The organism is Pseudomonas sp. NFACC56-3 (assembly GCF_900100025.1).
GTDB classification, from domain to species: domain Bacteria; phylum Pseudomonadota; class Gammaproteobacteria; order Pseudomonadales; family Pseudomonadaceae; genus Aquipseudomonas; species Aquipseudomonas fluorescens_AA.
Map to the genome: position 1 here is coordinate 93,555 of NZ_FMTK01000003.1, position 26,813 is coordinate 120,367.

Sequence of the window (26,813 nt, forward strand, 5' to 3'; positions counted from 1 at the left end):
GCCCTACAGGCGCGGCACAACCTATGCCTTTGTCCCTGGCAAATCGATTTGTGCGTCCAGTAAGGCCATGAAAGCCCGTGCGGCATTCGATAGCGTCCGTTCGGTGTGCAAGATATAGCCTAGCTGGCGACTGAGCTGTATGCCCGGCAAAGGAATGCGTGCAACCTGTTCATCGAGCATGGTGCGCGGCAGAACGCTCCAGGCCAGGCCGATGGAAACCATCATCTTTATGGTTTCCAGATAGTTCGTGCTCATGGCGATGTTTGGCGTCAGGCCCTGGGCCTCGAACAACCGTTGCACGATGTGGTGGGTAAAGGTGTTGCCCCCCGGGAACACCGCCGGATGCAAGGCAATGTCCGCCAGGCTTACCGCGCTGTTTTCCAGCAACGCATGCTCCGGGGCGACCACGAAATCCAGGGGGTCGTCCCACACCGGCGTGGCCCTGACCAGCGTGTGGGGCTCGGGGGCGAGGGTGATGACGGCCAGTTCCGCCCGGCCATGGAGGATTTCTTCGTAGGCCACTTCCGAATCCAGGAACTGGATATCCAGCGCCACCTGGGGATAACGCCGGGTGAACTCGCGCAATAAAGGTGGCAAGCGGTGCAGGCCGATGTGGTGGCTGGTGGCGAGCGTCAGGCGCCCGGTCACCTCGCCGGTCAGGTTGGTCAGGGCGCGGCGGGTGTCGTCCAGCACGTTGAGGATCTGGTAGGCCCTCGGCAACAGGGCCCGGCCGGCCTCGGTCAGGCCCACCTCACGGCCCAGGCGGTCGAACAGGCGTACCTTGAGTTGTTGTTCGAGGCCGGCAATGCGCTTGCTGATGGCCGGCTGGGTCAGGTGCAGGCGTTCCCCGGCGCCGGAGAAACTGCCCGTCTCGGCGATGGCAATAAAGGCATTGAGGTTGGCGAGGTCCATGGCGATTCCGTTCAGATTCCAGTTGGTTATGCAAAGCATAAAAAATATGAATTTGAGTTATTTAATGTAACCCCATAGGATCAGCCTCACAAGCCAAGGGGTTATTGATTCGTTCAAGGCCCGGGGCATAGAAACAAGCTGATGAGGAAACCGTCTGATGGCCGGCAAAACGCTCTACGACAAGCTCTGGGATTCGCATTTGGTCAAACAGCGCGACGATGGCTCGGCGCTGATCTATATCGACCGTCACATCATTCACGAAGTGACGTCGCCGCAAGCCTTCGAAGGCCTGCGCCTGGCCGGGCGCAAGCCGTGGCGCATCGATGCCAACATCGCGACCCCGGACCACAACGTACCGACCACGCCGGAGCGCAAGGGCGGCATCGAAGCCATTGCCGACCAGGTCTCGCGCCTGCAGGTCCAGACCCTCGACGATAACTGTGACGAATACGGCATCGTCGAATTCAAGATGAACGATGTGCGCCAAGGCATCGTCCACGTCATCGGCCCGGAGCAGGGCGCGACCTTGCCTGGCATGACCGTGGTCTGCGGCGACTCGCACACCTCGACCCACGGTGCTTTCGGCGCCCTGGCCCATGGCATCGGCACGTCCGAGGTCGAGCACGTGCTCGCCACCCAGTGCCTGGTCGCCAAGAAAATGAAAAACATGCTGGTGCGCGTCGAAGGCAAGTTGCCGTTCGGCGTGACCGCCAAGGACATCGTCCTGGCCGTGATCGGCAAGATCGGCACCGCTGGCGGTAACGGCCATGCCATCGAGTTCGCCGGCAGCGCGATCCGCGACTTGTCCGTCGAAGGCCGCATGACCATTTGCAACATGTCCATCGAAGCCGGTGCCCGCGTCGGCCTGGTGGCCGCCGATGAAAAGACCGTGGAATACGTCAAGGGCCGTCCGTTCTCGCCCAAAGGCGCGGAATGGGACATGGCGGTCGAGGCCTGGAAAGACCTGGTCTCCGATGCCGATGCCAAGTTCGACACGGTGGTCGAGCTCGACGCGACGCAGATCAAGCCGCAAGTCAGCTGGGGTACTTCCCCGGAAATGGTCTTGGCCGTGGACCAGAACGTACCGGATCCGGCCAAGGAAATGGACCTGGTCAAGCGCGACTCCATCGTCCGCGCCTTGAAGTACATGGGCTTGAGCGCCAACCAGGCGATCACTGACATCCAGCTCGATCGCGTGTTCATCGGCTCCTGCACCAACTCGCGGATCGAAGACCTGCGCGCCGCTGCGGTGATCGCCAAGGGCCGCAAGGTGGCCTCGACCATCAAGCAGGCCATCGTGGTGCCGGGCTCGGGCCTGGTGAAGGCCCAGGCCGAAGCGGAAGGGCTGGACAAGATTTTCCTCGAGGCCGGTTTCGAATGGCGTGAGCCGGGCTGCTCGATGTGCCTGGCGATGAACCCTGACCGCCTGGAATCGGGCGAGCATTGCGCCTCCACCTCCAACCGTAATTTCGAAGGCCGTCAGGGCGCCGGTGGCCGTACGCACCTGGTGAGCCCGGCCATGGCCGCCGCGGCGGCCGTCAACGGCCGTTTCGTCGACGTCCGCGAATTGATCTGAAGGAGCGCAGCATGAAAGCTTTTACCCAGCACACCGGTCTTGTCGCGCCTTTGGATCGCGCCAACGTCGACACCGACCAGATCATTCCCAAGCAATTCCTGAAGTCCATCAAGCGCACCGGTTTCGGCCCGAACCTGTTCGACGAATGGCGCTACCTGGATGTCGGCCAGCCGTACCAGGACAACTCCAAGCGGCCGTTGAACAAGGATTTCGTGCTCAACGCCGAGCGTTACCAAGGCGCCAGCGTGTTGCTGGCCCGGGAAAACTTCGGCTGCGGTTCGAGCCGCGAACACGCGCCATGGGCCCTGGAAGAGTACGGTTTTCGCAGCATCATCGCGCCGAGCTATGCCGACATCTTCTTCAACAACAGCTTCAAGAATGGCTTGCTGCCGATCATCCTCAGCGATGCTGACGTGGATGAGCTGTTCCAGCAGGTCGAGGCCAGCCCTGGCTATCAACTGCAGATCGACCTGGCCGCCCAGACGGTGACCCGTCCCGACGGCAAGGTGCTGGGTTTCGAGATCGATGCGTTCCGCAAGCACTGCCTGCTCAACGGCCTGGATGACATCGGCTTGACGCTGCAGGACGGCGAGGCGATTGCCGCGTTCGAGGCCAAGCACCGGGCGAGCCAGCCTTGGTTGTTTCGCGACGCATGATGGATTGATGTAGGCAGTACCGGCTTCATCGCGAGCAAGCTCGCTCCCACAGGTGTTTTGTGAACACCCAAATCCCCTGTGGGAGCGAGCTTGCTCGCGATGGGGGCCGCCCAGGCAAAAAAACCATAAGGAAATCCCATGACCAGCACCGCCCACAGTCAGGTTGTACAAAAGCAATTCGGTGAACAGGCTTCGGCCTATCTGAGCAGTGCCGTGCACGCCCAGGGCGCTGAGTTCGCGCTGCTACAGGCTGCGCTGGCCGGTCATGGCGATGCCCGTGTGCTGGACCTGGGCTGTGGCGCCGGTCATGTGAGTTTCCACGTGGCGCCGCTGGCCGGTGAAGTGGTGGCCTACGATCTGTCCCAGCAGATGCTGGACGTTGTGACCGCGGCAGCGGCCGAGCGTGGCCTGGACAACATCAGCACGGTACGGGGCGCCGCCGAGCGCCTGCCGTTCGCCGACGCTGAGTTCGACTTCGTGTTCAGCCGTTATTCGGCGCATCATTGGAGCGACCTGGGCCTGGCGTTGCGGGAAGTGCGACGGGTGCTCAAGCCGGGCGGGGCGATGGCGTTCATCGACATCCTGTCGCCGGGTACGCCGTTGCTGGACACCTACTTGCAAAGCATCGAAGTGCTGCGTGACACCAGTCATGTGCGCGATTATTCGGCCGATGAGTGGTTGCGCCAGGTCAGCGAAGCGGGGTTGCACACCCGCAGCACCTCGCGCCAGCGCCTGCGCCTGGAGTACCACTCCTGGGTCGAACGCATGCGTACGCCCGAGGTGATGCGCGGGGCGATTCTCCAGCTGCAGCGTTCGATGGGCGATGAAGTGCGAGAATATTTTGAGATTGAGGCCGATGGTTCGTTCAGTACAGATGTACTGGTGCTGTGGGCCGAGCGATAGCATTTTTCCCGGCCTGGCCTTGGGTGCGGAACCCAGGCCGGTGTCGACAGAGCAAACGAGGAAAGCATGAGCAAGCAGATTCTGATTCTCCCAGGTGACGGCATTGGTCCGGAAATCATGGCCGAGGCGGTCAAGGTCCTGGAGCTGGCGAACGACAAGTACGGCCTGGGCTTCGAACTGAGCCACGACGTGATCGGCGGCGCCGCCATCGACAAGCACGGCGTGCCCCTGGCCGACGAAACCCTGGACCGTGCCCGTGCCGCCGATGCCGTGCTGCTGGGCGCCGTGGGCGGCCCGAAATGGGACAAGATCGAACGCGACATCCGCCCTGAGCGCGGCCTGCTGAAGATTCGCGCGCAACTGGGCCTGTTCGGTAACCTGCGTCCGGCGATTCTTTATCCGCAACTGGCCGATGCGTCGAGCCTGAAGCCGGAAATCGTCTCGGGTCTGGACATCCTCATCGTGCGTGAGCTGACCGGCGGTATCTACTTCGGCGCCCCGCGTGGCACCCGTGAGCTGGATAATGGCGAGCGCCAGGCCTACGACACCCTGCCATACAGCGAAAGCGAAATCCGCCGTATCGCCCGGGTCGGCTTCGACATGGCTCGCGTGCGGGGCAAGAAGCTGTGCTCGGTGGACAAGGCCAACGTGCTGGCTTCCAGCCAACTGTGGCGTGAAGTGGTCGAGCAGGTGGCCAAGGATTATCCGGACATCGAGCTGAGCCACATGTACGTCGACAACGCCGCCATGCAACTGGTGCGTGCGCCCAAGCAGTTCGACGTGATCGTCACCGACAACATGTTCGGCGACATCCTGTCCGACGAAGCGTCGATGCTCACCGGCTCCATCGGCATGCTGCCGTCGGCTTCCCTGGACGCTAACAACAAGGGCATGTACGAGCCATGCCACGGTTCGGCGCCGGACATCGCCGGGCAGGGCATTGCCAACCCATTGGCGACCATCCTGTCGGTGTCGATGATGCTGCGCTACAGCTTCAACTTGAACGATGCCGCCGACGCGATCGAAAAAGCCGTCAGCGTGGTCCTGGACCAAGGCTTGCGCACCGGTGATATCTGGTCGCAAGGTTGTACCAAAGTCGGTACGCAGCAAATGGGCGATGCAGTAGTCGCCGCGCTGCGGAATCTGTAATCTCTCGGGCCCACCGCTTCGACGGTGGCCCACTTTTGTATAGGTGTAGTTGCGATGAAACGTGTAGGTCTGATCGGTTGGCGCGGCATGGTCGGTTCCGTGCTCATGCAGCGAATGCTGGAAGAGCAGGATTTCGATCTCATTGAGCCGGTGTTTTTCACCACTTCCAATGTCGGTGGCCAGGGCCCGTCCGTGGGCAAGGACACCGGTGCGCTCAAGGATGCCTACAGCATCGAAGAGCTCAAGACCCTCGACGTGATCCTGACTTGCCAGGGTGGCGACTACACCAGCGAAGTGTTCCCCAAGCTGCGTGAAGCCGGTTGGCAGGGTTACTGGATCGACGCCGCCTCCAGCCTGCGCATGCAGGACGACGCGGTGATCATCCTCGATCCGGTCAACCGCAAGGTCATCGACCAGCAGTTGGACGCGGGCACCAAGAACTACATCGGCGGCAACTGCACCGTCAGCCTGATGCTGATGGGCCTGGGCGGCCTGTTCGAAGCCGGTCTGGTGGAGTGGATGAGCGCCATGACCTACCAGGCCGCGTCCGGTGCCGGCGCGCAGAACATGCGTGAGCTGATCAAGCAGATGGGCGCCACCCACGCCGCCGTCGCCGATGACCTGGCCAACCCGGCCAGTGCCATCCTCGACATCGACCGCAAGGTCGCCGAGGCGATGCGCAGCGATGCCTATCCGACCGAGAACTTTGGCGTACCGCTGGCCGGTAGCCTGATCCCCTGGATTGACAAGGAACTGCCCAACGGCCAGAGCCGGGAAGAGTGGAAGGCCCAGGCCGAAACCAACAAGATCCTCGGTCGCTTCAAGAGCCCGATCCCGGTGGACGGCATCTGCGTGCGCATCGGCGCCATGCGCTGCCACAGCCAGGCGCTGACCATCAAGCTGAACAAAGACGTGCCGATCGCCGACATCGAAGGGTTGATCAGCCAGCACAACCCTTGGGTCAAGCTGGTGCCGAACAATCGCGAAACCAGCATGCAGGAGCTGAGCCCGACCAAGGTCACCGGCACCCTGAATGTACCGGTGGGCCGTCTGCGCAAATTGAACATGGGTTCGCAATTCGTCGGTGCCTTCACCGTCGGCGACCAACTGCTGTGGGGCGCGGCCGAACCGCTGCGCCGCATGCTGCGGATCTTGCTCGAGCGTTGATCGACTGCTGTTGTGAAAGAACCCGTGCCTTGTGAGAGGCGCGGGTTTTTTATTGGGAGACGGTTGTGTGTCAGGGCTGGCCCCATCGCGAGCAAGCTCGCTCCCACAGGTTTTGCGGTCACTGAAAATCCTGTGTGGGAGCGAGCTTGCTCGCGATAGGGCCAGTCCAGGCACTGCAACTCCCCTAGCCAATTGCCTGCGTACCCACCACCCGGTAAAGTGCCGCTCCCCACGTTTTACCTGAGGTAGACCCATGAGCCAGTCCTTTGATATTGCCGTGATCGGCGCCACCGGTACTGTCGGCGAAACCCTCGTCCAGATTCTCGAAGAGCGGGACTTCCCGGTCGGCAACCTGCACCTGCTGGCCAGCAGCGAATCGGCAGGCAGCTCGGTGATGTTTCGCGGCAAAAACGTGCGGGTGCGTGAGGTCGACGAGTTCGATTTCAGTAAAGTCCAACTGGTGTTCTTCGCCGCCGGCCCGGCGGTGACCCTGAGCTTCGCCCCGCGGGCCACGGCGGCCGGCTGTGCGTTGATCGACTTGTCCGGGGCCTTGCCGCCCGAGCAGGCGCCGCAGATCGTGCCGGAAGCCAACGCCCAGGTCCTGGCCGGCTTGGGCAAGCCGTTGCAGGTCAGCAGCCCCAGCGCATCGGCCACGGCCCTGGCGGTCGTGCTGGCGCCCCTGCGCGAGTGCCTCGATCTGCAGCGTATCAGCCTGACCGCCAGCCTCGCGGTGTCGGCCCAGGGCCGCGTGGCCGTGAGCGAGCTGGCCCGCCAGACCGCCGAGCTGCTCAACGCCCGTCCGCTGGAGCCGAAGTTCTTTGACCGGCAGATGGCGTTCAACCTGCTGGCCCAGGTCGGCGCGCCGGACGAGCAGGGCCATACGTCGCTGGAAAAGCGTCTGGTTCGTGAGTTGCGCCAGGTGCTGAATCAACCTTTGTTAAAGATTTCCGTCACTTGCATTCAAGCCCCGGTGTTTTTTGGCGATAGCTTTAGCGTGACCGTGCAGTCTGCGAACGCCGTCGACCTGGCCAAGGTCAACGCGGCCCTGGAAGCGGCGCCCGGTATCGAACTGGTGGAGGCGGGCGACTACCCGACTGCAGTGGGTGATGCGGTGGGGCAGGATGTGGTCTACGTTGGTCGTGTACGTGATGGGATCGACGATCCGGCTGAACTGAATATGTGGCTGACGGCGGATAACGTGCGCAAGGGCGCGGCGCTCAATGCCGTGCAGGTGGCTGAGTTGTTGATAAAAGACTTGCTGTAAAAGATACTTGGCATCAATTTGTCGAATGATTCTAGCTGGGCGCTATGCTTGGCCGGAGTGCTGAAGGCGAACATCCCTCTGGGGGACTTCCCGGGGCATGAGTGAAATGATCGCGCGCACCGTCGCTTCGGGGCTGCGCGCAATGCCTTACGGCAGCGGCATCAATACCTTCTCGCTGGCCGAGGAATGTTCAAACAAAGGAAGAGGCTATGGTTCAAGTTCGCAAACTGGTGTTAGCAATAGCGGCCGCCTCGGCGCTGTCCTCCGGTATGGCGCAAGCGCTCGGGCTCGGGGAATTGACCCTGAAGTCGACGCCGAACCAGCCCCTGGTCGCCGAGATCGAGTTGCTCGACGTCCAGCAACTGACCGCCGCCGAAGTCGTGCCGAGCCTGGCCTCGCCCGACGACTTCGCCAAGGCCGGGGTCGATCGCCAGGCCTTTCTCAATGACCTGAGCTTCACCCCGGTGATCAACGCCAACGGCAAGAGTGTCCTGCGGGTCACGTCCAGCCGGCCGCTGTCCGAGCCCATGGTCAAGTTCCTGGTGCAGGTGATGTGGCCCAACGGCCGTCTGCTGCGCGACTACAGCGTACTGCTCGATCCCTCCAAATTCTCGCCACAGGCCGCCGACGCGGCCCGGGCGAAACCGCCCCAGGTGGTGGCCACGCCGGTCACCGGGGCCACCAAGCCTTCCCAATACACCACCACGCCGCGCGATACCCTGTGGGAAATCGCCGCCAAGGTGCGCAACGGTGGGTCGGTCCAGCAAACCATGCTGGCGATCCAGGCGTTGAACCCGAACGCGTTCATCAACGGCAACATCAACCTGCTCAAGACCGGCCAGGTGTTGCGCCTGCCGGACCCGGTGCAAAGCACGGCGTTGCCGCAGCCCCAGGCCATCGCCGAAGTGGCTGCGCAGAACGCCGCCTGGCGCTCGGGGCGTCGTGCCGTGGCGGGTGCTGGCAAACAGCAGTTGGATGCCACCAAGCGTGGCCGTGGCGAAGGCGCGCCGGCACAGGCGGCCGGTCGCGACAACTTGAGCCTGGTGTCGGCCGATTCGGCGAAAGCGGGCGGCAAGGGCAAGGGCGCTGCCGGCGATGCCCAGGCGCTGAGCAACAAGCTTGCGGTTACTCAGGAAAGCCTCGATTCGGCTCGCCGGGATAACGAAGAACTGAAAAGCCGCATGGCGGATCTGCAGAGCCAACTGGACAAACTGCAACGCCTGATCGAGCTGAAGAACAATCAACTGGCCAAGATGCAGGCCGAAGGTGCCGCGGTTCCGCCTGCTGGCGAGGCGCCTGCGTCGATGTCCGCAGAGCTGACTCCTGCGCCAGCGGCACAGGCCCCGACGACTGCACCTGCTCCCGCACCTGCGCCAGAAGCGACCCCGGAAGCGACCCCGGAAGCGACGCCACCCTCCACACCGGTCGAGCCGACGCCTGCCGCGTCCAACGAGCAAAAATACAACGACCTGCTGACCAATCCGATCCTGCTGGGGTTGATTGGCGGCGGCGCGCTGCTGTTACTGTTGCTGCTGTTGTTGCTCGCCCGTCGACGCAAGGCCCAGCAGGAAGCGGAAAAACACTTGCGCATGGCCCGAGCCCTCGAGGAGGAGGCCGACTTCTCCCCGGAGTTCGATCTGCCCCCGAGCAGCTTCGAGGGCATTGATGTTCCACCACCTAGCGTAAAGCTTGAGCCAAAACCCGCGCCGGCCCCTGCGCCAGCACCCAAGCCGGCCCCGGTGGTCGCGCCTGTGGTGGTCACGCCGCCTATCGCCGCGCCATTGGTGGCTCCGGCCGCCGATCGCTCCGACGACGTGCTGCCCCAGGCCCAGTCCCATATGGATCGTGGTCGCTTGAACCAGGCCGCCGACCTGCTCGAACAGGGCATCAAGGCCGAACCCCAGCGCAGCGACCTGCGCCTGAAACTGATGGAAGTCTACGGCCAGCAGGGCGATCGCGACGCCTTTGTCGCCCAGGAACGCCAACTGGTGGCCAATGGCGACAACTTCGCCCAGGTCGAACAGCTGAAAAGCCGTTTCCCGGCCATGGTGGTCGCTACCGCCGCCGGACTGGCCGCGGCGACAGTGGCGGCAGAACTGGACGCGCAGTACGTCAAGGACCTGCTGGAAGACAAGTCGCCCACCGACGAGGAGCTGGACAGCGCCTTCGACCTGAGCCTGGATGACCTGGAAACTCCGGTCGCGCCAGCGCCGGAGCCTGTCGCCGAGCTGGACGCGTTCCCGGAAGACGACGACCTGAGTTTCGAGTCGGTGCTCAAGCAGCAGACTGAAGCCAACGAGAGCTTGGACGACCTGTCGGAATTCGACCTGGACCTGGGGGCTGACGCGCCGACCCCGGTCGCGGCGCTCGATGATGAAGATTTCCTGCTCGACCTGGGTGACGATCTCAAGGGCTTGGACCTTCCAGCAACCGAAACGCCAGCCCTGGACGATACGCCGGCCGACGATCTCGAACTGCCGGCAGATTTTGACCTGTCCCTTGCCGACGAGATGGATGCCCATGACCGGCCAAAGGATGCTTTCGAATCCGAGCTGGACGATGTAAACGCCGAACTGGATCGCCTGTCCGACGGCTTGGCCCAGCCGACCTTCACCGCTGAAGATGCTCTGGTTGGTGCAGAAGACGAGCCCGACTTCGACTTCCTCAGCGGTACCGACGAGGTGGCGACCAAACTCGATCTGGCCCAGGCCTACATCGACATGGGCGACCACGACGGCGCCCGCGACATCCTCGGCGAAGTCCTCAGCGAAGGCGATACCACCCAGAAGAGTGAAGCGCAGGAGATGTTGTCGCGTTTGGTGTAAGTCAGCAGCTAGACAAAAACGGCAGCCGGTGAGGCTGCCGTTTTTGTTTGCAGCGGGATTTTTGGTGTCTGGACTGGCCTCATCGCGAGCAAGCTCGGCTCCCACAAGGGATAGCACCCCAGATCTTTGTGGGAGCAGATCCCTGTGGGAGCCGAGCTTGCTCGCGATGAGGCCCGTCGATCCAACCCAAGACCACCGGTTACACTGGCATCCCGCCTCGCCGGCCTTATAATGCCCGCCTTTGCGTACTCAGCAGGCTGTAATTCCTTGGCAAACATAGACAATCCGGCCGCCGAAATGGCGGCTGACGGCTTTTTCCGGATCGCCTTGGGCGTTGAATACAAAGGCTCGCGCTACCGTGGCTGGCAGCGCCAGGCGTCCGGTGTATTGACGGTGCAGGAAACCCTCGAAAACGCGCTGTCCAAAGTCGCCGACTCGCCTGTGTCGCTGCATTGCGCCGGCCGGACCGATGCCGGCGTGCATGCCTGCGGCCAGGTGGTGCATTTCGACACCCAGGTCGAACGCTCCATGAAAGCCTGGGTCATGGGCGCCAACATCAACTTGCCCCATGACGTCAGCGTCAGTTGGGCCAAGGTGATGCCGGCGCATTTCCATGCACGCTTCAAGGCCATCGCCCGGCGTTATCGCTACGTGATCTACAACGATCAGATCCGTCCGGCGCACCTGAACGAAGAAATCACTTGGAACCACCGCCCGCTGGACGTCGAGCGCATGGCCGAGGCCGCGCAATACCTGGTCGGTGTCCACGATTTCAGTGCTTTCCGTGCGGGCCAGTGCCAGGCCAAGTCGCCGATCAAGGAGTTGCATCACCTGCGCGTGACCCGGCACGGCAAGATGATCGTGCTCGACATCCGCGCCAGCGCCTTCCTGCATCACATGGTGCGCAACATTGCCGGCGTGCTGATGACCATTGGCGCCGGCGAGCGGCCGGTGGAGTGGGTCAAGGAAGTGCTCGACAGTCGCATCCGCCGTTCCGGCGGCGTCACGGCGCATCCGTTTGGCCTGTACCTGGTGCAGGTCGAATATCGCGATGAATTCGAACTGCCGGAGCGTTACATCGGGCCACATTTCCTCACCGGCTTCTCGGAACTCGACGGCTGACGCCCTCCGCAGCATTTGTTACCATCCGGGACTTTCACGCAATTGCCTGAGGTTTTAGCCACCATGCCCGTCGTTCGCAGCAAGATTTGCGGGATCACCCGCGTCGAGGACGCGTTGGCGGCGGTCGAGGCCGGGGCCGATGCCATCGGGCTGGTGTTCTACGCCAAGAGTCCGCGGGCGGTGACGGTGCAGCAGGCGCGGGCGATCGTCCAGGCCTTGCCGCCGTTCGTGACGCCCGTAGGGCTGTTCGTCAATGCCAGTCGTTGCGAGCTGGGCGAGATCCTCGATGCGGTACCGCTGGGCTTGTTGCAGTTCCATGGCGACGAAACCCCGGCCGACTGCGAGGGCTGGCATCGTCCGTATATCAAGGCGTTGCGGGTCAAGGCCGGTGACGACATCGCCGCCGGTTGCGCAGCCTTTGCCGGTGCCAGCGGTATCTTGCTGGACACCTATGTGGAAGGCGTGCACGGCGGTACCGGCGAAGCGTTCGACTGGTCACTGGTGCCACAAGGCCTGGGCAAGCCGATCGTCCTGGCCGGTGGCCTGACGGCGGAAAACGTCGCCGCGGCCATTCGCCAGGTTCGCCCCTACGCGGTGGATGTGAGCGGCGGGGTGGAGCAGGGCAAGGGCATCAAGGATCCGGCAAAGATTCGTGCGTTCATGGCTGCTGTTCGCAACAGCCAGTAGTCAATGTGACGGCTGGCAGACTGCCGCCGTCCATACCTGCACTGTACAAAGCAGGCAGGCACCGCCCCTGGGTGGGCCGATAGCGTAGGGGCAACCGCAGTGCAGCGGTTGCCGGGATGGCTGAGGAGATTGGGCTGCACGCAGGTCATGTTTCGCGCTGACCGTGGTGGCCTCGACCCTCGCCGCACAATGAATTTAGCTCAAGGGCATACGCGGGGCTGCGAACCAGAGCGTTCGGGCCGCCGGTACTGGAGAAAGAAAGCATGAGCAACTGGTTGGTAGACAAACTGATCCCTTCGATCATGCGTTCCGAGGTGAAGAAAAGCTCGGTGCCTGAAGGTCTGTGGCACAAATGTCCATCCTGCGAGGCGGTGCTGTACCGTCCCGAGCTGGAAAAGACCCTGGACGTTTGCCCCAAATGCAACCACCACATGCGCATCGGCGCGCGTGCCCGTATCGATATTTTCCTGGACGCAGAAGGCCGCGTGGAGCTGGGTGCCGACCTGGAGCCGGTGGACCGCCTGAAATTCCGCGACGGCAAGAAATACAAGGATCGCCTGACCGCTGCCCAGAAGCAGACCGGTGAAAAGGACGCCCTGGTGTCCATGAGCGGCACCTTGCTGGGCATGCCGGTGGTGGTCTCGGCCTTCGAATTCTCCTTCATGGGCGGTTCCATGGGCGCCATCGTCGGCGAGCGTTTCGTTCGCGCCGCCAACCATGCCCTGGAAAACCGTTGCCCGATGATCTGCTTCGCCGCTTCCGGCGGTGCGCGGATGCAGGAAGCGCTGATCTCCCTGATGCAAATGGCCAAGACCTCCGCGGTGCTGGCGCGTCTGCGTGAAGAAGGCATTCCGTTCATCTCGGTGCTGACCGACCCGGTCTACGGCGGTGTTTCCGCGAGCCTGGCCATGCTGGGCGACGTCATCGTCGGCGAGCCGAAAGCGCTGATCGGCTTTGCCGGCCCGCGTGTGATCGAGCAGACCGTGCGTGAAAAACTGCCGGAAGGCTTCCAGCGCAGCGAGTTCCTGCTGGAACACGGCGCCATCGACATGATCATCCATCGCCAGGAGCTGCGTCCGCGCCTGGGCAACCTGCTGGCGCAACTGATGGGCCTGCCGACGCCGACATTCGTCGCTGCACCGGTCGAGCCGATCGTGGTTCCGCCAGTGCCTGCCGGGCTATGACCCAACGCACCCTGGGCGACTGGCTTGCCTACCTCGAGCAGTTGCATCCATCGGCCATCGACATGGGGCTGGAGCGCTCGCAAACGGTAGCGTCCCGCATGGGACTGGCCAAGCCGGCGCCCCGGGTCATCACTGTCACCGGCACCAACGGCAAGGGTTCCACCTGCGCCTTCCTGGCCTCGCTGCTGCGGGCCCAGGGGCTGAGCGTCGGTGTCTACAGCTCGCCGCACCTGCTGCGCTACAACGAGCGGGTGCAAGTGAACGGCGTCGAAGCCACTGACGCCCAGCTGTGCGAAGCCTTTGCCGCGGTGGAAGCCGGGCGAGGCGATACAACCCTTACGTATTTCGAGATGGGCACCCTGGCGGCGTTCTGGTTGTTTGCCCGTGCCGGTCTCGATGCGGTTGTGCTGGAAGTCGGCCTGGGCGGGCGGCTGGATACGGTCAACCTGGTGGACGCCGACATTGCACTGGTCACCAGCATTGGTGTGGACCATGCCGATTACCTGGGCGATACCCGCGAATCCGTGGCCTTCGAGAAGGCCGGTATCTTCCGCCAGGGCGCGCCTGCGCTCTGTGGCGACCTCAATCCTCCCCAGCCATTGCTGGACAAGGTTCGCGAACTGAGCTGCCCGTTCTTTCTGCGGGGTCGGGATTTCGACCTGGCGATGACCGAGCAGCATTGGCAATGGCGCGGCAGCGACCTGCGCGGCAATCCGGTGGAGTTGCGCGACCTGCCGCTGCTGGACCTGCCGATGGAAAACGCCGCGCTGGCGCTCCAGGCCTACTTGTTGCTGGGCTTGCCCTGGGAAGCCGGGCAAATCGTCCAGGCGTTGCAGGCGACCCATGTGGTCGGTCGCCTCGACCGCCGTCAGTTCGATTGGCAAGGCAAACGCTTGAACCTGTTGCTGGACGTCGGCCATAACCCCCATGCGGCGCAGTACCTGGCCGAGCGCCTGGCGCGGCGGCCCGTGGCAGGGCGGCGCCTGGCGGTGTTCGGGCTGCTGGCCGACAAGGATCTGGATGGCGTTGTCGAGGCGTTGGATGATAGTGTCCAGCACTGGGCGGTAACGCCACTGGATTCGCCGCGCTCGCGTACGGCGGCTGAGCTGCAGGGGGCCTTGCAGCGTCACGGTGCTCCGGTGCAAGCCTATGCCAGTGTGGCCGCCGCCCTGGAAGGGCAGTGCGCCCTGGCGACGGCTGATGATGAAATCCTGCTGTTCGGATCATTTTTTTGTGTTGCCGAGGCCCTTCAATGGTTGGCCCGGCACTCCACGGAGGAAGCTGCAGATGGCATTGCTGGATAAGGCGTACAAGCAGCGCATGGTCGGGGCCCTGGTGTTGGTGGCCCTGGCGGTGATTTTCCTGCCGATGCTGTTTTCCCGCCAGGACGAGCAGCGCCAGGTCACGGTCGACGCCCCAGCCGCGCCCCAGGCGCCTTCGGTGCCGCCTGTGCAGGTCGATCCGGTGGCCGTGCCCGAGCCTCAGGCGTTGCCTCAGGAACCGGTGCCAAGCGACGAGGAACTGGCTGGGCAACCTGCCGCGCCTTCCACGCCGATTGCGTCGGCGCCTGCCACGCCGGCTCCCGCCGCACCGAGCAAACCGGCTGTCGCCCCCGTGCCTGTTCCAGCGGCACCGGCTATCAAGCCGGCGCCGAGCCAGCCGATCACCGCCGCTCCGGCCAAGCCGGACACGACCCAGAGTCGTGTGGATGCCAATGGCCTGTCGGTCAGTTGGTCGGTGCAACTGGCCAGCCTGACCAGTCGCGAAAGTGCCGAGAACTTGCAGAAAACCTTGCGCAGCCAGGGCTATAACGCCTACATCCGTTCCGCCGATGGCAAGAATCGGGTGTTTGTCGGTCCGCTGATCGAGCGCGCCGAAGCCGACCGCCTGCGTGACCTGCTCAGCCGCCAGCAAAACCTTAAGGGGTTCGTCGTGCGCTTCCAGCCAGAGCGTGGTTGACGGCGATTTAGCTGATTTGAATCACGCAGCTTACCGACAGCCCTGGGCTCTGCTAAAATGCGCCGCCTTATCCGTATGTAGGCTGCACCGTGCCATTTACCTGGGTTGACTGGGCGATCGTTGCGATCGTCGCCATCTCCGCATTGATCAGTCTGAGCCGCGGCTTCGTCAAGGAAGCCCTCTCTCTGCTGACCTGGATCATCGCGGGAGTCGTAGCCTGGATGTTTGGTGGTTCGCTGTCCCAGTACCTCGCCGGATACATCGAAACTCCCTCGGCCCGCGTGATCGCGGGCTGTGCCATCTTGTTTATCGCCACCTTGCTGGTTGGCGCAATGATCAATTATCTGATCGGCGAACTGATTCGCGTCACCGGGCTTTCCGGGACGGACCGGTTCCTGGGCATGGCCTTTGGCGCGGCGCGCGGCGCGTTGCTGGTGGTCGTGGCCGTCGGGCTCTTGAGCCTGGGGCCGGTGCAGCAGGATACGTGGTGGCAGGAGTCCCGGCTCGTGCCACAATTTCTATTGGTCGCAGACTGGTCCAAAAACCTGATCCTGGGTTGGAGCAGTCAGTGGCTTGCCAGCGGTATCAGCGTACCCGCTGAAATACCGTTCAAGGAACACCTCTTGCCGACGGCCAAAACGCCGCAGTGAGTGTTGTTCAGTTCAGATCCATTAAGTAGGGGTTGCGTCGCATGTGTGGCATCGTCGGTATCGTCGGTAAGTCGAACGTCAATCAGGCGCTGTATGACGCGCTAACCGTGCTCCAGCACCGCGGCCAGGACGCTGCCGGTATCGTGACCAGCCATGACGGCCGGTTATTCCTGCGCAAGGACAACGGCCTGGTGCGTGACGTGTTCCACCAGCGTCACATGCAGCGCCTGGTCGGTCACATGGGTATCGGCCACGTGCGCTACCCGACCGCGGGCAGCTCGACGTCGGCTGAAGCCCAGCCGTTCTACGTCAACTCGCCTTACGGCATCACCCTGGCGCACAACGGCAACCTGACCAACGTCGAGCAATTGGCCAAGGAGATCTACGAATCTGACTTGCGCCATGTCAACACCAGTTCCGACTCGGAAGTGATGCTCAACGTGTTTGCCCATGAGCTGGCCCAGCGTGGCAAGCTGCAGCCGACAGAAGAAGATGTGTTCGCCGCCGTGACCGACGTGCACAACCGTTGCGTGGGCGGCTACGCGGTGGTGGCGATGATCACCGGCTACGGCATCGTCGGTTTCCGCGATCCCCATGGCATCCGCCCGATCGTGTTCGGCCAGCGTCACACCGACGAAGGCGTCGAGTACATGATCGCTTCCGAAAGCGTGTCCCTGGACGTGCTGGGCTTCACCCTGATTCGCGACCTGGCCCCGGGCGAAGCGGTCTACATCACGGAAGACGGCAAGCTGCACACCCGTCAGTGCGCGACCAACCCGTCCCTGACCCCATGCATCTTCGAACACGTCTACCTGGCGCGTCCGGACTCGATCATCGACGGTATCTCGGTCTACAAGGCGCGCCTGCGCATGGGCGAGAAACTCGCCGACAAGATCCTGCGCGAGCGTCCGGAACACGACATCGACGTGGTCATCCCGATCCCGGACACCAGCCGCACCGCGGCCCTGGAACTGGCGAACCACCTGGGCGTCAAGTTCCGCGAAGGCTTCGTGAAGAACCGCTACATCGGCCGGACCTTCATCATGCCGGGCCAGGCCGCACGGAAAAAATCCGTACGCCAGAAGCTCAACGCCATCGAGCTGGAATTCCGCGGCAAGAACGTGATGCTGGTGGACGACTCCATCGTCCGTGGCACCACTTGCAAGCAGATCATCCAGATGGCCCGTGAAGCCGGCGCCAAGAACGTGTATTTCTGCTCCGCGGCCCCAGCCGTGCGCTACCCGAACGTCTACGGCATCGACATGCCGAGTGCCCATGAGCTGATCGCTCATAACCGCACCACCCAGGACGTGGCCGACCTGATCGGCGCCGACTGGCTGATCTACCAGGACCTGCCGGACCTGATCGAAGCGGTGGGCGGCGGCAAGATCAAGATCGAACAGTTCGATTGCGCGGTATTCGATGGCAAGTACGTCACCGGCGATATCGACGATGCGTACTTGAACAAGATCGAGAACGCGCGTAACGATGCGTCCAAGGCCAAGACCCAGGCGGTCAGTGCGATCATCGATCTGTACAACAACTGAGTACGAACCGGCCCCGAGGGGCCGGTTTGCGTTTAACCGATTAAGGAGTGGCAGCATGAGTCAGGATTGGGATGCCGGTCGGCTGGACAGCGACCTTGAAGGCGTAGCGTTCGATACCCTGGCGGTTCGCGCGGGTCAGCACCGTACACCGGAAGCCGAACATGGCGATCCGATGTTCTTTACCTCCAGTTACGTGTTTCGCACGGCAGCCGACGCTGCGGCGCGGTTTGCTGGTGAGGTGCCGGGCAACGTCTACTCGCGCTACACCAACCCGACCGTGCGGGCGTTCGAGGAGCGTATCGCCGCCCTGGAGGGCGCCGAGCAAGCCGTGGCGACCGCCACCGGCATGGCCGCGATCATGGCCGTGGTGATGAGCCTGTGCAGCGCCGGCGACCACGTGCTGGTGTCGCGCAGCGTCTTCGGTTCGACCATCAGCCTGTTCGAAAAGTACTTCAAGCGTTTCGGCGTGGAAGTCGATTACGTGCCCCTGGCGGACCTGTCCGGTTGGGATGCGGCAATCAAGGCCAATACCAAGCTGCTCTTCGTCGAGTCGCCATCCAACCCTCTGGCCGAGCTGGTGGACATCGCCGCGCTGGCGGAAATCGCTCACGCCAAGGGCGCCATGCTGGTGGTCGATAACTGTTTCTGCACCCCGGCACTGCAGCAACCGCTGAAGCTGGGTGCGGACATGGTGGTGCATTCGGCGACCAAGTTCATCGACGGCCAGGGCCGTTGCATGGGCGGCGTGGTGGCCGGTCGTGGCGAGCAGATGAAAGAGGTGGTGGGCTTCTTGCGCACCGCGGGTCCCACCCTCAGCCCATTCAACGCCTGGATCTTCCTCAAGGGCCTGGAAACCCTCGGCCTGCGCATGAAGGCCCATTGCGCCAATGCCCAAGCCCTGGCCGAGTGGCTGGAGCAGCAGGACGGCATCGAGAAAGTGCATTACGCCGGCCTCAAGAGCCATCCGCAACATGACCTGGCCTTGCGTCAGCAGCGCGGTTTCGGTGCGGTGGTGAGCTTCGAGGTCAAGGGAGGCAAGGAGGGCGCCTGGCGCTTCATTGATGCGACCCGATTGATTTCCATCACGGCCAACCTGGGTGACAGCAAAACCACCATCACCCACCCGAGCACCACGTCCCACGGGCGCCTGTCGCCTCAGGAACGCGAGTCGGCGGGTATTCGTGACAGCCTGATCCGCGTCGCGGTCGGCCTGGAAGACGTCGCGGACCTGCAAGCCGATCTGGCCCGCGGGTTGGCGGCCTTGTGATTGAGCTGGCTACGCCGCCGAGCGGCACTCATGGCCGGGTTGCACTGGTTACGGGCGCCGCGCGGGGCATCGGCCTGGGCATTGCTGCCTGGCTGATCTGTGAAGGCTGGCAGGTAGTACTGACCGACCTGGACCGCGAGCGCGGTTCCAAGGTGGCGAAAACCTTGGGCGGCAATGCCTGGTTCATCGCCATGGACGTGGCGGACGAGGCGCAGGTCGCCACTGGTATCGCCGAGGTGCTCGGGCAGTTCGGGCGGCTCGACGCGCTGGTGTGCAATGCGGCTATCGCCGACCCGCACAACATCACCCTGGAAAGCCTCGACCTGGCTTACTGGAATCGGGTCCTGGCGGTGAACCTGGGCGGGCCGATGCTGCTGGCCAAGCACTGCGCGCCGTATCTGCGCGCGCACAACGGCGCCATCGTCAACCTGGCCTCGACCCGCGCCGCGCAATCGGAGCCCGACACCGAAGCCTATGCGGCGAGCAAGGGCGGCCTGCTGGCCCTGACCCACGCCCTGGCAATCAGCCTGGGACCGGAGATCCGGGTCAACGCCGTCAGCCCTGGCTGGATCGACGCGCGGGATCCCTCCCAGCGTCGCGCACAGCCGCTGACCGATGCCGATCATGCCCAGCATCCCGCAGGCCGGGTCGGCACGGTAGAGGATGTGGCGGCGATGGTGGCGTGGCTGTTGTCGCGCAATGCCGGTTTTGTCACGGGGCAGGAGTTCGTGGTGGACGGTGGCATGACCAAGAAAATGATTTATGAGTGAGGGCGGTTGCAGGTGCCGTTTGAAACTGTTTTGAAAAAACTTCAACCCTGCTATTGACTTAGCTTCGGTACCTGCGTAAATTTCGCGGCCTCAACGAAGCAAAGGGTGATTAGCTCAGCTGGGAGAGCGTCTGCCTTACAAGCAGAATGTCGGCGGTTCGATCCCGTCATCACCCACCATGTTTTACGAGAGTTTTGCGAAAGCAAAACGGAAGCTGTCAAAAGCCTCCACCGACGCGCAGCGGTAGTTCAGTCGGTTAGAATACCGGCCTGTCACGCCGGGGGTCGCGGGTTCGAGTCCCGTCCGCTGCGCCATATTTTCCGAAGCAGGTTCGCCTGGTTCGAGATCCAGACCCAAGGGTTTTGATCAGACGAGTTAACTTGACGAAAGTCCCCAGCGATACGCAGCGGTAGTTCAGTCGGTTAGAATACCGGCCTGTCACGCCGGGGGTCGCGGGTTCGAGTCCCGTCCGCTGCGCCATATTTTCCGAAGCAGGTTCGCCTGGTTCGAGATCCAGACCCAAGGGTTTTGATCAGACGAGTTAACTGGACGCAAGTCCATAGCGATACGCAGCGGTAGTTCAGTCGGTTAGAATACCGGCCTGTCACGCCGGGGGTCGCGGGTTCGAGTCCCGTCCGCTGCGCCATATCTGCTTCGAGGCCCGCTGAACGCCTTGAAGCTAAGAAGAAAGCTGCAAAGCTACTTCTAGTCGATAGCAAAGACCCTGGTCGAAAGACCGGGGTTTTTTGTTTTTGGAATAACGATTGGAACAAGTTCGTGGGGAGGCAGCTTGCTGTGGCGAGGGGATTTATCCCCGCAGGGCTGCGAAGCAGCCCTTGTTGTTGGCAGCTTCAGAACCCCAATTTATCCCGCAACCCGTAATACCAGGCACCCATCGCCGCAAACGGCGTGCGCAATAGCTGCCCACCAGGGAAAGGGTAGTGAGGCAGGTCTGCAAACGCATCAAAACGCTCAGCCTGACCACGCAACGCCTCGGCCAGAACCTTGCCCGCCAAGTGCGTATACGTCACGCCATGGCCGCTGCAGCCCTGGGAATAATAAATGTTATCCCCCAGTCGCCCGACCTGCGGAAGACGCGACAGCGTCAGCAGGAAATTTCCGGTCCAGGCGTAATCGATCTTCACGTCCTTGAGCTGCGGGAACGCCTTGAGCATCTTCGGCCGAATGATCGCCTCAATGTTCGCCGGATCCCTCGCGCCATACACCACGCCGCCCCCGAAGATCAGACGCTTGTCACCCGTCAGCCGGTAGTAATCGAGCAAGTAGTTGCAGTCTTCGACGCAATAATCCTGAGGCAGCAGGCTATGAGCCAACTCATCGCCCAATGGCTCGGTGGCGATCACCTGGGTACCGCAAGGCATGGACTTGGCCGCCAGCTCCGGCACCAGATTGCCCAGGTAGGCATTGCCCGCCACGATAATGAACTTGGCCCTGACCTTGCCTTGTGGCGTATGCACAACCGGGCTGGCGCCACGCTCGATGCGCACCGCTGGCGACTGCTCATAAATTACCCCGCCCAGCGACTCCACAGCCGCCGCTTCACCCAACGCAAGGTTGAGCGGATGAATATGCCCACCGCTCATGTCCAGCATGCCGCCCACATACTCCTCGCAAGCCACCACCTCACGAATACGCCGCTGATCCAGCAGCTCCAGCTGGGTATGACCGAAACGCTCCCATAAACGCTTCTGCGACTCCAGATGGCCCATCTGTTTAGCGGTGAGGGCGGCGAATACACCGCCGTCCTTCAAATCACATTGAATCTGATACTTCGCCACCCGCTCACGAATGATCCGCCCACCCTCAAACGCCATGTTGCCCAGCAACTGCGCCTGCTGAGGACCGACGCTGCGCTCGATCACATCGATGTCGCGGCTATAACTGTTGACGATCTGCCCGCCGTTACGTCCCGAAGCCCCAAAGCCCACCTTCGCCGCCTCAAGCACGGTGACCTTGAAACCGTTCTCCAGCAAAAACAGCGCAGAAGACAGCCCGGTGTAGCCAGCGCCGATCACGCAAACATCCGTCTCGACGTCATCCTGCAGGGCAGGGCGCGGAGGCACCGGGTTGGCCGATGCGGCGTAGTAGGACTCTGGGTACGGTGTGTTCGCCATTCTGGAACCTCTGTTTTATATTTTTTACGAATACGCCGATCCTACCCGAGATAAAAATCGGCCGCCAGCCACCTCCGAATCTGCGTGGCATTGGCGAAATTAAATATTTTGCATATTCATAGGGTTAGGTGAAAAAAAGGTGTTGACACCCCTTTGGAATTCCGTAGAATGCCGCCTCACAGCAGGCACGTAGCTCAGTTGGTTAGAGCACCACCTTGACATGGTGGGGGTCGTTGGTTCGAGTCCAATCGCGCCTACCAAACAAAATCCGCTCTGCTGGGCGGTCTAGAAGGGCTCACCGAAAGGTGGGCCCTTTTTTGTTGGTGTTTGGAAAAACTTTGGAAAAACGACCACCGATATCAACCCTTTGATCACAATGGAAGTATCAAAGTATGGGCTCATGGAAGACCTTGGTAATCGCCATCACGGTATCGATCAGCGCTCAAGCTGATGCGGAAGACCGGGGCTCGTATCAAAACTCGATGATGATGATAACGTTGGCTCCAACTGTCCTCCTTTCGGGGACTACGGGGCTTTCTATGCTGGCTGCGAAAAACTTCAAGCCGGCCAAGGCCGATGCGCTTGCATTCATTGGCTCAGACGGCCAGATTCGCGGCGCTCAGTTTGAGCAAGCAGTACGCTATTACCGTACGACCTACAGACCGGCGCTGATGACTGACCAGCAGCTCGCCGTAGCAATCGTAACTTCGTATTGAGCCGGGATTTCCACATCTCTTTCACCGTCATTAGGCCTATGGCTATCTCGGTTCCTAGTGAAACCTTCATTCTCTCTGGAATCTTTCCACGTGCTAGCGGCACCTTGAGCAAACCTAAGGACAGGTCATGATTGCGAGGCGGGCCGATTACAGGTGGACTCAAAATCGTGGTCTGTCCCCGGCTTCCCGAAGAGCTTCGCGGTCATAGGCAAGCGTTAATTTCCGTGACACGTTTTCGGGTATTACGTATTCGTGTCGCAGCGGTTCTAGAAGCGGTAGGAGAAAAGGGGACGGATATATTCTTTGCTTCGCTGCGCTGAGCGTTTTTATCGAATGGACTCGCTTGGATCAACTGGCAGGCGGCTAGAAAATAAATCTGTCCCCTTTTCACCGCACGCCTTTTCACGTCCCCTTTTCACCCTTTTCAGGAAGTTGGCCTGGGCGCCCCTTGCGAATGCAATCAGGTAGCAGCCAGGATAGGCGGTCGGAAAAGCCAGCTATCAGATAAGAATCCCCCGATAGCTGCTAACTTCGCGTCTACTCAAGTAGCGGGAGGTTCCCTAAATTATCTCGCTTGGTGCTATTGCGGACGGTACTGAGAAACTCGTCTTCTACGACATGAATGTCGGCGCCTTTAATCCATTGTTTCTTTGTGGAGTTAAAGATACGAGTTTGAAAGCTCGCCATATTACGTCGGATTAGATCTGCCACGAATGCTCGCTCTACGACACGCTCGGATCCGATTTTTCCTTCCAGCTCCTCTCTGACTACTACCCACTCAATGTGCTCGCCGTCGTCGCTGTATTTCACTTTTGTAATGCAGAAGTCCGCCACGGTAGCCTCCTGATAGGCTCATACCTCAAATGAGGCGATGGCTAAATGGTGGCGCCCGGTAAGGAATTCAAGGGGGCGATTGAGCACCGTTGAGTCATGGTCCGAGATTCACATGGTCAGCCCTTACCTGCATCATCTCCCTGCGGCGTTGCATGGGATTTGGTTGCAGTCGGCTGGACGGCGGAGAGAGAGTCCCACTGTAGGAATATCCAACGCTAGGTTATTGATTCTTATAGGCTGATCGACGTGTTTTTGAGTATGTCAAAAATGATTAGTTTTCCTTTTTAATCAAATGGTTACAATCGTCAGCCGATCACCTTGACATGGTGGGGGTCGTTGGTTCGAGTCCAATCGCGCCTACCAAACAAAATCCGCTCTGCTGGGCGGTCTAGAAGGGCTCACCGAAAGGTGGGCCCTTTTTTGTTGCTATCTAGTCCTGAAATAGGTTTACACCTGTTCCACCCTAACGCCCGATGCACCGCGTCGGGCGTTTTGTATTTCAAAGACAGATAAGGCCGGCACACAACGCGACTTGCATGAGATTGGCCAGCGACATGGCGTTATTGGATCGATTATCGCCACGAAAAGTAAAGCCTCTCTCAGGCGGCGCCCCTCAGCTCTGCTGTTGCCATCGGTGATGAAGCCCAGATGCAGCAGGAGGAAAAAAGGGGACAGATTTATTTCGCCGCGCTGAAAGTCTTTTTTTGGCTGGTTGGGGAAAAATTGTCCTCTTTCCGTCTCCTTTCCCCTACGTCCCTTCGCTGCGGCTTATGACGACTCAAACGAGCGCCGCGAGTGGCAGCGACGCAAATTCCTACACAAACCTCGGAAACCAGTGCATTGCAGCCTCTGGACGTGCCATTTATTGTCTCTCTGTCGCCCAGGTGGCGATTCGGGTTTGGCGACTCGATTGAATGAAGCGCAGAAGCTCCTGCTACACTGCGGGGCTTTTTTGCAGTTGCAGACTGCTTTATGGCAGCTGTGTGCGGGAGACTTTCGAGTCTGCCGGTTCGCTTTCATTCCCGGTTCGCCAACCCGAGCACAGCTGCCACCCTTTCGTTTGGCGACGTTTGAGTGGTAGTCCTTAACAATTGAATGAAGGTACTACTCATGACCCGATACATGCCCATCACCGGTATCGATTGCATCCCCGCAACCCTGCTCATCGACACCGAAGCGCCTCTGGACGTCCTTTTCGAAACCGCTGATTACCGTATCCGCACTGTGACCCAAGTCCTGGAAAATATCGCGTTCCGCTCGGACATCAGCTCAGACACGGTGGTGTTGACTGACTTTTGTAAATTGCTCACCACATCGTTACGCGATGGTTGTGATGTTATGGATGTAATTGGAAGACGATTGCGGGCGCAGGCGGCGGAATAATGAGGGCGGGCAACTTATAAGCTGCCTGTTTCATAAGAGGAAAGTGGGGGCAGACTACGATTACGAGACGGTCCGATTACAAGTGAGCTCAAATCGTGGTCTGTCCCATCCCCGTTTTCATCAATTTTGTCCGTTATTACATCGTCGATGATACTCACAGGCGCACTTGTCCTTGCCGCTATAGCGGTAGACCTTGAATGGGGGAGAGTTAAGGGGGCGGAGACAACCAGCTATGATTTATGTGAATTGATTACGCGGTGGCGCAGATGCTCAACGAGACCGATACGGTAGGACACACTTTTAAGCGGGCCTTTTTCCGCTTCGATGGCGTGACGATGTACTTTTTCTGGGCAATATGGGCGGGTTTTTTGATTTGGGCTCTGTTTGACCCGGCCAAACCAGGCGCTGAAGCGTTGGCCTTGTTCATGATTGGCATGCTGAACCCATTTCTTTACATTTTTCTGGGTGTGATGCGCTCACCCGGCCTTTTAACAGCGCTGGTTCTGATTTTCCTTAACGTTAGGTTCCTATGGGCCTTTATCTAATTGAAGGGGGAGTGATCACGGGTAGTTCTGGCTGATGCGCTTGGCGATGGCTTCGAGCTGTTCGTCTATGCCGCACATGTCAATTGTTGTCACGGCGGGACACCACGGCCGCGCGGTGGACGTTGCGACCGCTCAGAATCCAGGTGACCAGCAGGATCAGCCAGGCCTTGGCCTTACGGCGAATCAAATGCGTTGCGTCGCCGGGCAAGTCTAGGGACACACCACGATTATGCAGGCTCCACCGAGTTCGGTCCTCCAAGCAACTGTGTCCTGTTCGCTCGTTGCATTGACTCACGGCAAATTGACGCTACGTATTTTTTGCGAAGCTTAGAAAGGTTGCGCGGTAGATGCTCCGCAACCGTCTTTCTATTTTCACATCGAAATCAATTTGCGGACGCAAGGGGAAATGCATGCTAACCAACATCAAACCGGGACCTAAACCAGCGCGCGACGATGGTAAGGATGATAGAAGGCGCCACGTAAACCCAGAAAATAAGCCGAAACATCCAACCCTGCCAGTGCACAAGCCTTCTAAATAGAGAAAACCGGGACCGGCCATGATTGTGAGAGCCAAGTAAGTTATTTCAAATCGTGGTCTGTCCCTGAGGAATCCCGATTCTTGGCCGAATCGTAGACGCTGCTTCGTTCCCGCTTGCCGACGGCCAGCACCAGGATGACAATCCGTTCATCCTCAACGCGGTACACAAGTCGGTAGCCGGCGCCGCGCAATTTGATCTTGTAGCAATCCTTCATACCGTGAAGCGCATCGCCTGGCACTCGTGGCCCGGCTTGCCGTTCCTGGAGCTTTCGCAAGAACTGGAGGCGGATGGTGCCGTCGAGCTTTCGCAGTTCTTTCAGCGCCTTGATCCCACTCGACTTCGTACTCAACGGCCATTGTCGATATCTGCCTCGGCCTCGCCAATGAGATCGTCGAGAGATACTCGAACAGGTGTTTCGTTGGCGTCGAGTCGTGACTTGACCAAATGAACCAGTTCCAGTTCATCCAAGCGCTCAACCATCGCCTCGTAGACGTTGGCGGGGACCATGTAACCCATGACTCGGTTGTGGTTCAGCACGGCCACGGGCAACCCATTGGCGCTGCTCAAGACGGAAGACGGGTTCTTCTTGAGTTCAGATACGCTGACAGCCACGTCAGCCAGAATATTTTGCATGGATAAGACTCCTATATAGTCCTTTATTTTGGTCTTTTTATTTTGGGGGGCAAGCGCTCTGGATCTGGATTTCACGCTCAAGTCCGGTCAATGCACTGAAAGCGTGAGCCTGGTATCGGCCTGTTTCGTTTTAGGATGATGGCAGGGCGGCGACCAGCTCCTCGAAGTTCGCTCTATCCTTCTCCAAATAGCTGGCTTCTTTGTAAGTCATCGCAATCTGCTCACCGCCGATCTCTACGATGTCGACCAAGCCGAGGAGGGCGAGCAGGTCGTATCCCTCAGCCCTAGCGATCTCCTAATCTTCTAAGTCCTTGTCGGCGAGCTGATTCGCGAGGTCTTGCGCCTCTTTGTGTGTCTCGAACAGCTCAATTCCTAGTGGGGGCTCGCAGC

Annotated in this window: 25 protein-coding genes and 5 tRNA genes; 24 read left to right on the forward strand and 6 right to left on the reverse strand. The window is 60.8% G+C overall.

What is annotated here, in order from left to right; genetic code table 11:
- Window positions 1-21: 21 nt before the first annotated feature.
- Window positions 22-912 carry a LysR family transcriptional regulator gene (locus tag BLO80_RS05640; protein ID WP_060741438.1) on the reverse strand — a complete coding sequence of 297 codons (891 nt, stop codon included), beginning with the start codon at window positions 910-912 and terminating at the stop codon, window positions 22-24.
- A 157-nt stretch (window positions 913-1,069) separates the two neighbouring features.
- Here BLO80_RS05640 and leuC point away from each other — a divergent pair, with 157 nt between their 5' ends.
- The 20 genes from leuC (at window position 1,070) to BLO80_RS05740 (ending at window position 20,284) form a co-directional block, all read left to right on the forward strand.
- On the forward strand, window positions 1,070-2,488 hold the full coding sequence (leuC, locus tag BLO80_RS05645) for a 3-isopropylmalate dehydratase large subunit (protein ID WP_003203866.1): 1,419 nt from the start codon (window positions 1,070-1,072) through the stop codon (window positions 2,486-2,488).
- Window positions 2,489-2,499: 11 nt separating this feature from the next.
- Window positions 2,500-3,144, forward strand: a complete 645-nt coding sequence (leuD, locus tag BLO80_RS05650; RefSeq protein ID WP_092331378.1) for a 3-isopropylmalate dehydratase small subunit — start codon at window positions 2,500-2,502, stop codon at window positions 3,142-3,144.
- Between the two features lie 138 nt (window positions 3,145-3,282).
- Window positions 3,283-4,047 (forward strand): class I SAM-dependent methyltransferase, encoded by a 765-nt coding sequence (locus BLO80_RS05655; protein ID WP_092331375.1) that lies wholly within the window; start codon window positions 3,283-3,285, stop codon window positions 4,045-4,047.
- A 66-nt stretch (window positions 4,048-4,113) separates the two neighbouring features.
- A complete protein-coding gene (gene leuB / locus BLO80_RS05660; protein WP_060741441.1) occupies window positions 4,114-5,196 on the forward strand; it encodes a 3-isopropylmalate dehydrogenase in 1,083 nt (360 codons plus the stop codon).
- Between the two features lie 54 nt (window positions 5,197-5,250).
- The gene (gene asd / locus BLO80_RS05665; RefSeq protein ID WP_024779161.1) at window positions 5,251-6,363 is read left to right on the forward strand and encodes an aspartate-semialdehyde dehydrogenase; all 1,113 of its coding nucleotides are present in this window, start codon (window positions 5,251-5,253) and stop codon (window positions 6,361-6,363) included.
- A 253-nt stretch (window positions 6,364-6,616) separates the two neighbouring features.
- Window positions 6,617-7,627: an aspartate-semialdehyde dehydrogenase gene (locus BLO80_RS05670; protein ID WP_092331373.1), complete on the forward strand. Its 1,011-nt coding sequence runs from the start codon at window positions 6,617-6,619 to the stop codon at window positions 7,625-7,627.
- A 209-nt stretch (window positions 7,628-7,836) separates the two neighbouring features.
- Window positions 7,837-10,452: a FimV/HubP family polar landmark protein gene (locus tag BLO80_RS05675; RefSeq protein WP_092331370.1), complete on the forward strand. Its 2,616-nt coding sequence runs from the start codon at window positions 7,837-7,839 to the stop codon at window positions 10,450-10,452.
- A 297-nt stretch (window positions 10,453-10,749) separates the two neighbouring features.
- Window positions 10,750-11,574, forward strand: coding sequence for a tRNA pseudouridine(38-40) synthase TruA (truA, locus tag BLO80_RS05680; protein ID WP_030142027.1), 825 nt, complete (start codon window positions 10,750-10,752; stop codon window positions 11,572-11,574).
- A gap of 63 nt (window positions 11,575-11,637) precedes the next feature.
- On the forward strand, window positions 11,638-12,261 hold the full coding sequence (locus tag BLO80_RS05685) for a phosphoribosylanthranilate isomerase (protein ID WP_092331368.1): 624 nt from the start codon (window positions 11,638-11,640) through the stop codon (window positions 12,259-12,261).
- 263 nt (window positions 12,262-12,524) lie between these two features.
- A complete protein-coding gene (gene accD / locus BLO80_RS05690; protein ID WP_072407026.1) occupies window positions 12,525-13,445 on the forward strand; it encodes an acetyl-CoA carboxylase, carboxyltransferase subunit beta in 921 nt (306 codons plus the stop codon).
- Window positions 13,442-14,749 (forward strand): bifunctional tetrahydrofolate synthase/dihydrofolate synthase, encoded by a 1,308-nt coding sequence (folC, locus tag BLO80_RS05695; protein WP_092203801.1) that lies wholly within the window; start codon window positions 13,442-13,444, stop codon window positions 14,747-14,749. The genes accD and folC overlap by 4 nt, the downstream gene beginning before the upstream one ends.
- Complete coding sequence (locus BLO80_RS05700; protein ID WP_092331365.1) at window positions 14,733-15,404, forward strand: SPOR domain-containing protein; 672 nt, start codon at window positions 14,733-14,735, stop codon at window positions 15,402-15,404. Before folC ends, BLO80_RS05700 begins: the two co-directional genes overlap by 17 nt.
- An 89-nt stretch (window positions 15,405-15,493) precedes the next feature.
- Window positions 15,494-16,054 (forward strand): CvpA family protein, encoded by a 561-nt coding sequence (locus BLO80_RS05705; RefSeq protein ID WP_030142022.1) that lies wholly within the window; start codon window positions 15,494-15,496, stop codon window positions 16,052-16,054.
- Between the two features lie 41 nt (window positions 16,055-16,095).
- Window positions 16,096-17,601 carry an amidophosphoribosyltransferase gene (purF, locus tag BLO80_RS05710; protein ID WP_053123453.1) on the forward strand — a complete coding sequence of 502 codons (1,506 nt, stop codon included), beginning with the start codon at window positions 16,096-16,098 and terminating at the stop codon, window positions 17,599-17,601.
- 55 nt (window positions 17,602-17,656) lie between these two features.
- On the forward strand, window positions 17,657-18,868 hold the full coding sequence (locus tag BLO80_RS05715; RefSeq protein ID WP_092331363.1) for an O-succinylhomoserine sulfhydrylase: 1,212 nt from the start codon (window positions 17,657-17,659) through the stop codon (window positions 18,866-18,868).
- Window positions 18,865-19,638: an SDR family oxidoreductase gene (locus BLO80_RS05720; RefSeq protein ID WP_092331360.1), complete on the forward strand. Its 774-nt coding sequence runs from the start codon at window positions 18,865-18,867 to the stop codon at window positions 19,636-19,638. The genes BLO80_RS05715 and BLO80_RS05720 overlap by 4 nt, the downstream gene beginning before the upstream one ends.
- A gap of 103 nt (window positions 19,639-19,741) precedes the next feature.
- Window positions 19,742-19,817 (forward strand) — tRNA-Val (locus tag BLO80_RS05725).
- Between the two features lie 58 nt (window positions 19,818-19,875).
- Window positions 19,876-19,952: transfer RNA gene (locus tag BLO80_RS05730), tRNA-Asp, on the forward strand.
- A gap of 89 nt (window positions 19,953-20,041) precedes the next feature.
- Window positions 20,042-20,118 (forward strand) — tRNA-Asp (locus BLO80_RS05735).
- Window positions 20,119-20,207: 89 nt separating this feature from the next.
- Window positions 20,208-20,284: transfer RNA gene (locus BLO80_RS05740), tRNA-Asp, on the forward strand.
- A 205-nt stretch (window positions 20,285-20,489) separates the two neighbouring features.
- On the opposite strand, the gene BLO80_RS05745 is transcribed toward BLO80_RS05740, so the two are convergent.
- The gene (locus BLO80_RS05745) at window positions 20,490-21,773 is read right to left on the reverse strand and encodes an NAD(P)/FAD-dependent oxidoreductase (protein ID WP_060741450.1); all 1,284 of its coding nucleotides are present in this window, start codon (window positions 21,771-21,773) and stop codon (window positions 20,490-20,492) included.
- Window positions 21,774-21,956: 183 nt separating this feature from the next.
- On the opposite strand from BLO80_RS05745, the gene BLO80_RS05750 reads away from it, so the two are divergent.
- Together BLO80_RS05750 and BLO80_RS05755 are read left to right on the forward strand one after the other, a co-directional pair.
- Window positions 21,957-22,033, forward strand: a tRNA-Val gene (locus BLO80_RS05750).
- A 150-nt stretch (window positions 22,034-22,183) separates the two neighbouring features.
- On the forward strand, window positions 22,184-22,489 hold the full coding sequence (locus tag BLO80_RS05755; RefSeq protein WP_371856624.1) for a DUF2388 domain-containing protein: 306 nt from the start codon (window positions 22,184-22,186) through the stop codon (window positions 22,487-22,489).
- A 537-nt stretch (window positions 22,490-23,026) separates the two neighbouring features.
- On the opposite strand, the gene BLO80_RS05760 is transcribed toward BLO80_RS05755, so the two are convergent.
- Window positions 23,027-23,323 (reverse strand): DUF3892 domain-containing protein, encoded by a 297-nt coding sequence (locus BLO80_RS05760; protein WP_092334458.1) that lies wholly within the window; start codon window positions 23,321-23,323, stop codon window positions 23,027-23,029.
- Between the two features lie 1,110 nt (window positions 23,324-24,433).
- Here BLO80_RS05760 and BLO80_RS05765 point away from each other — a divergent pair.
- Together BLO80_RS05765 and BLO80_RS05770 are read left to right on the forward strand one after the other, a co-directional pair.
- On the forward strand, window positions 24,434-24,706 hold the full coding sequence (locus tag BLO80_RS05765) for a hypothetical protein (RefSeq protein WP_003203821.1): 273 nt from the start codon (window positions 24,434-24,436) through the stop codon (window positions 24,704-24,706).
- A 266-nt stretch (window positions 24,707-24,972) separates the two neighbouring features.
- Window positions 24,973-25,251 carry a hypothetical protein gene (locus BLO80_RS05770; RefSeq protein WP_092327574.1) on the forward strand — a complete coding sequence of 93 codons (279 nt, stop codon included), beginning with the start codon at window positions 24,973-24,975 and terminating at the stop codon, window positions 25,249-25,251.
- 79 nt (window positions 25,252-25,330) lie between these two features.
- Here BLO80_RS05770 and BLO80_RS05775 read toward each other — a convergent pair whose 3' ends face one another.
- The 3 genes from BLO80_RS05775 to BLO80_RS05785 all read right to left on the reverse strand — a co-directional run bounded on the left by BLO80_RS05775 (window position 25,331) and on the right by BLO80_RS05785 (window position 26,423).
- A complete protein-coding gene (locus BLO80_RS05775) occupies window positions 25,331-25,471 on the reverse strand; it encodes a hypothetical protein (RefSeq protein WP_371914566.1) in 141 nt (46 codons plus the stop codon).
- Between the two features lie 359 nt (window positions 25,472-25,830).
- Window positions 25,831-26,139 (reverse strand): type II toxin-antitoxin system RelE family toxin, encoded by a 309-nt coding sequence (locus BLO80_RS05780; RefSeq protein ID WP_092327201.1) that lies wholly within the window; start codon window positions 26,137-26,139, stop codon window positions 25,831-25,833.
- Window positions 26,136-26,423 (reverse strand): type II toxin-antitoxin system Phd/YefM family antitoxin, encoded by a 288-nt coding sequence (locus BLO80_RS05785; protein WP_092327202.1) that lies wholly within the window; start codon window positions 26,421-26,423, stop codon window positions 26,136-26,138. The genes BLO80_RS05780 and BLO80_RS05785 overlap by 4 nt, the downstream gene beginning before the upstream one ends.
- Window positions 26,424-26,813: the final 390 nt, after the last annotated feature.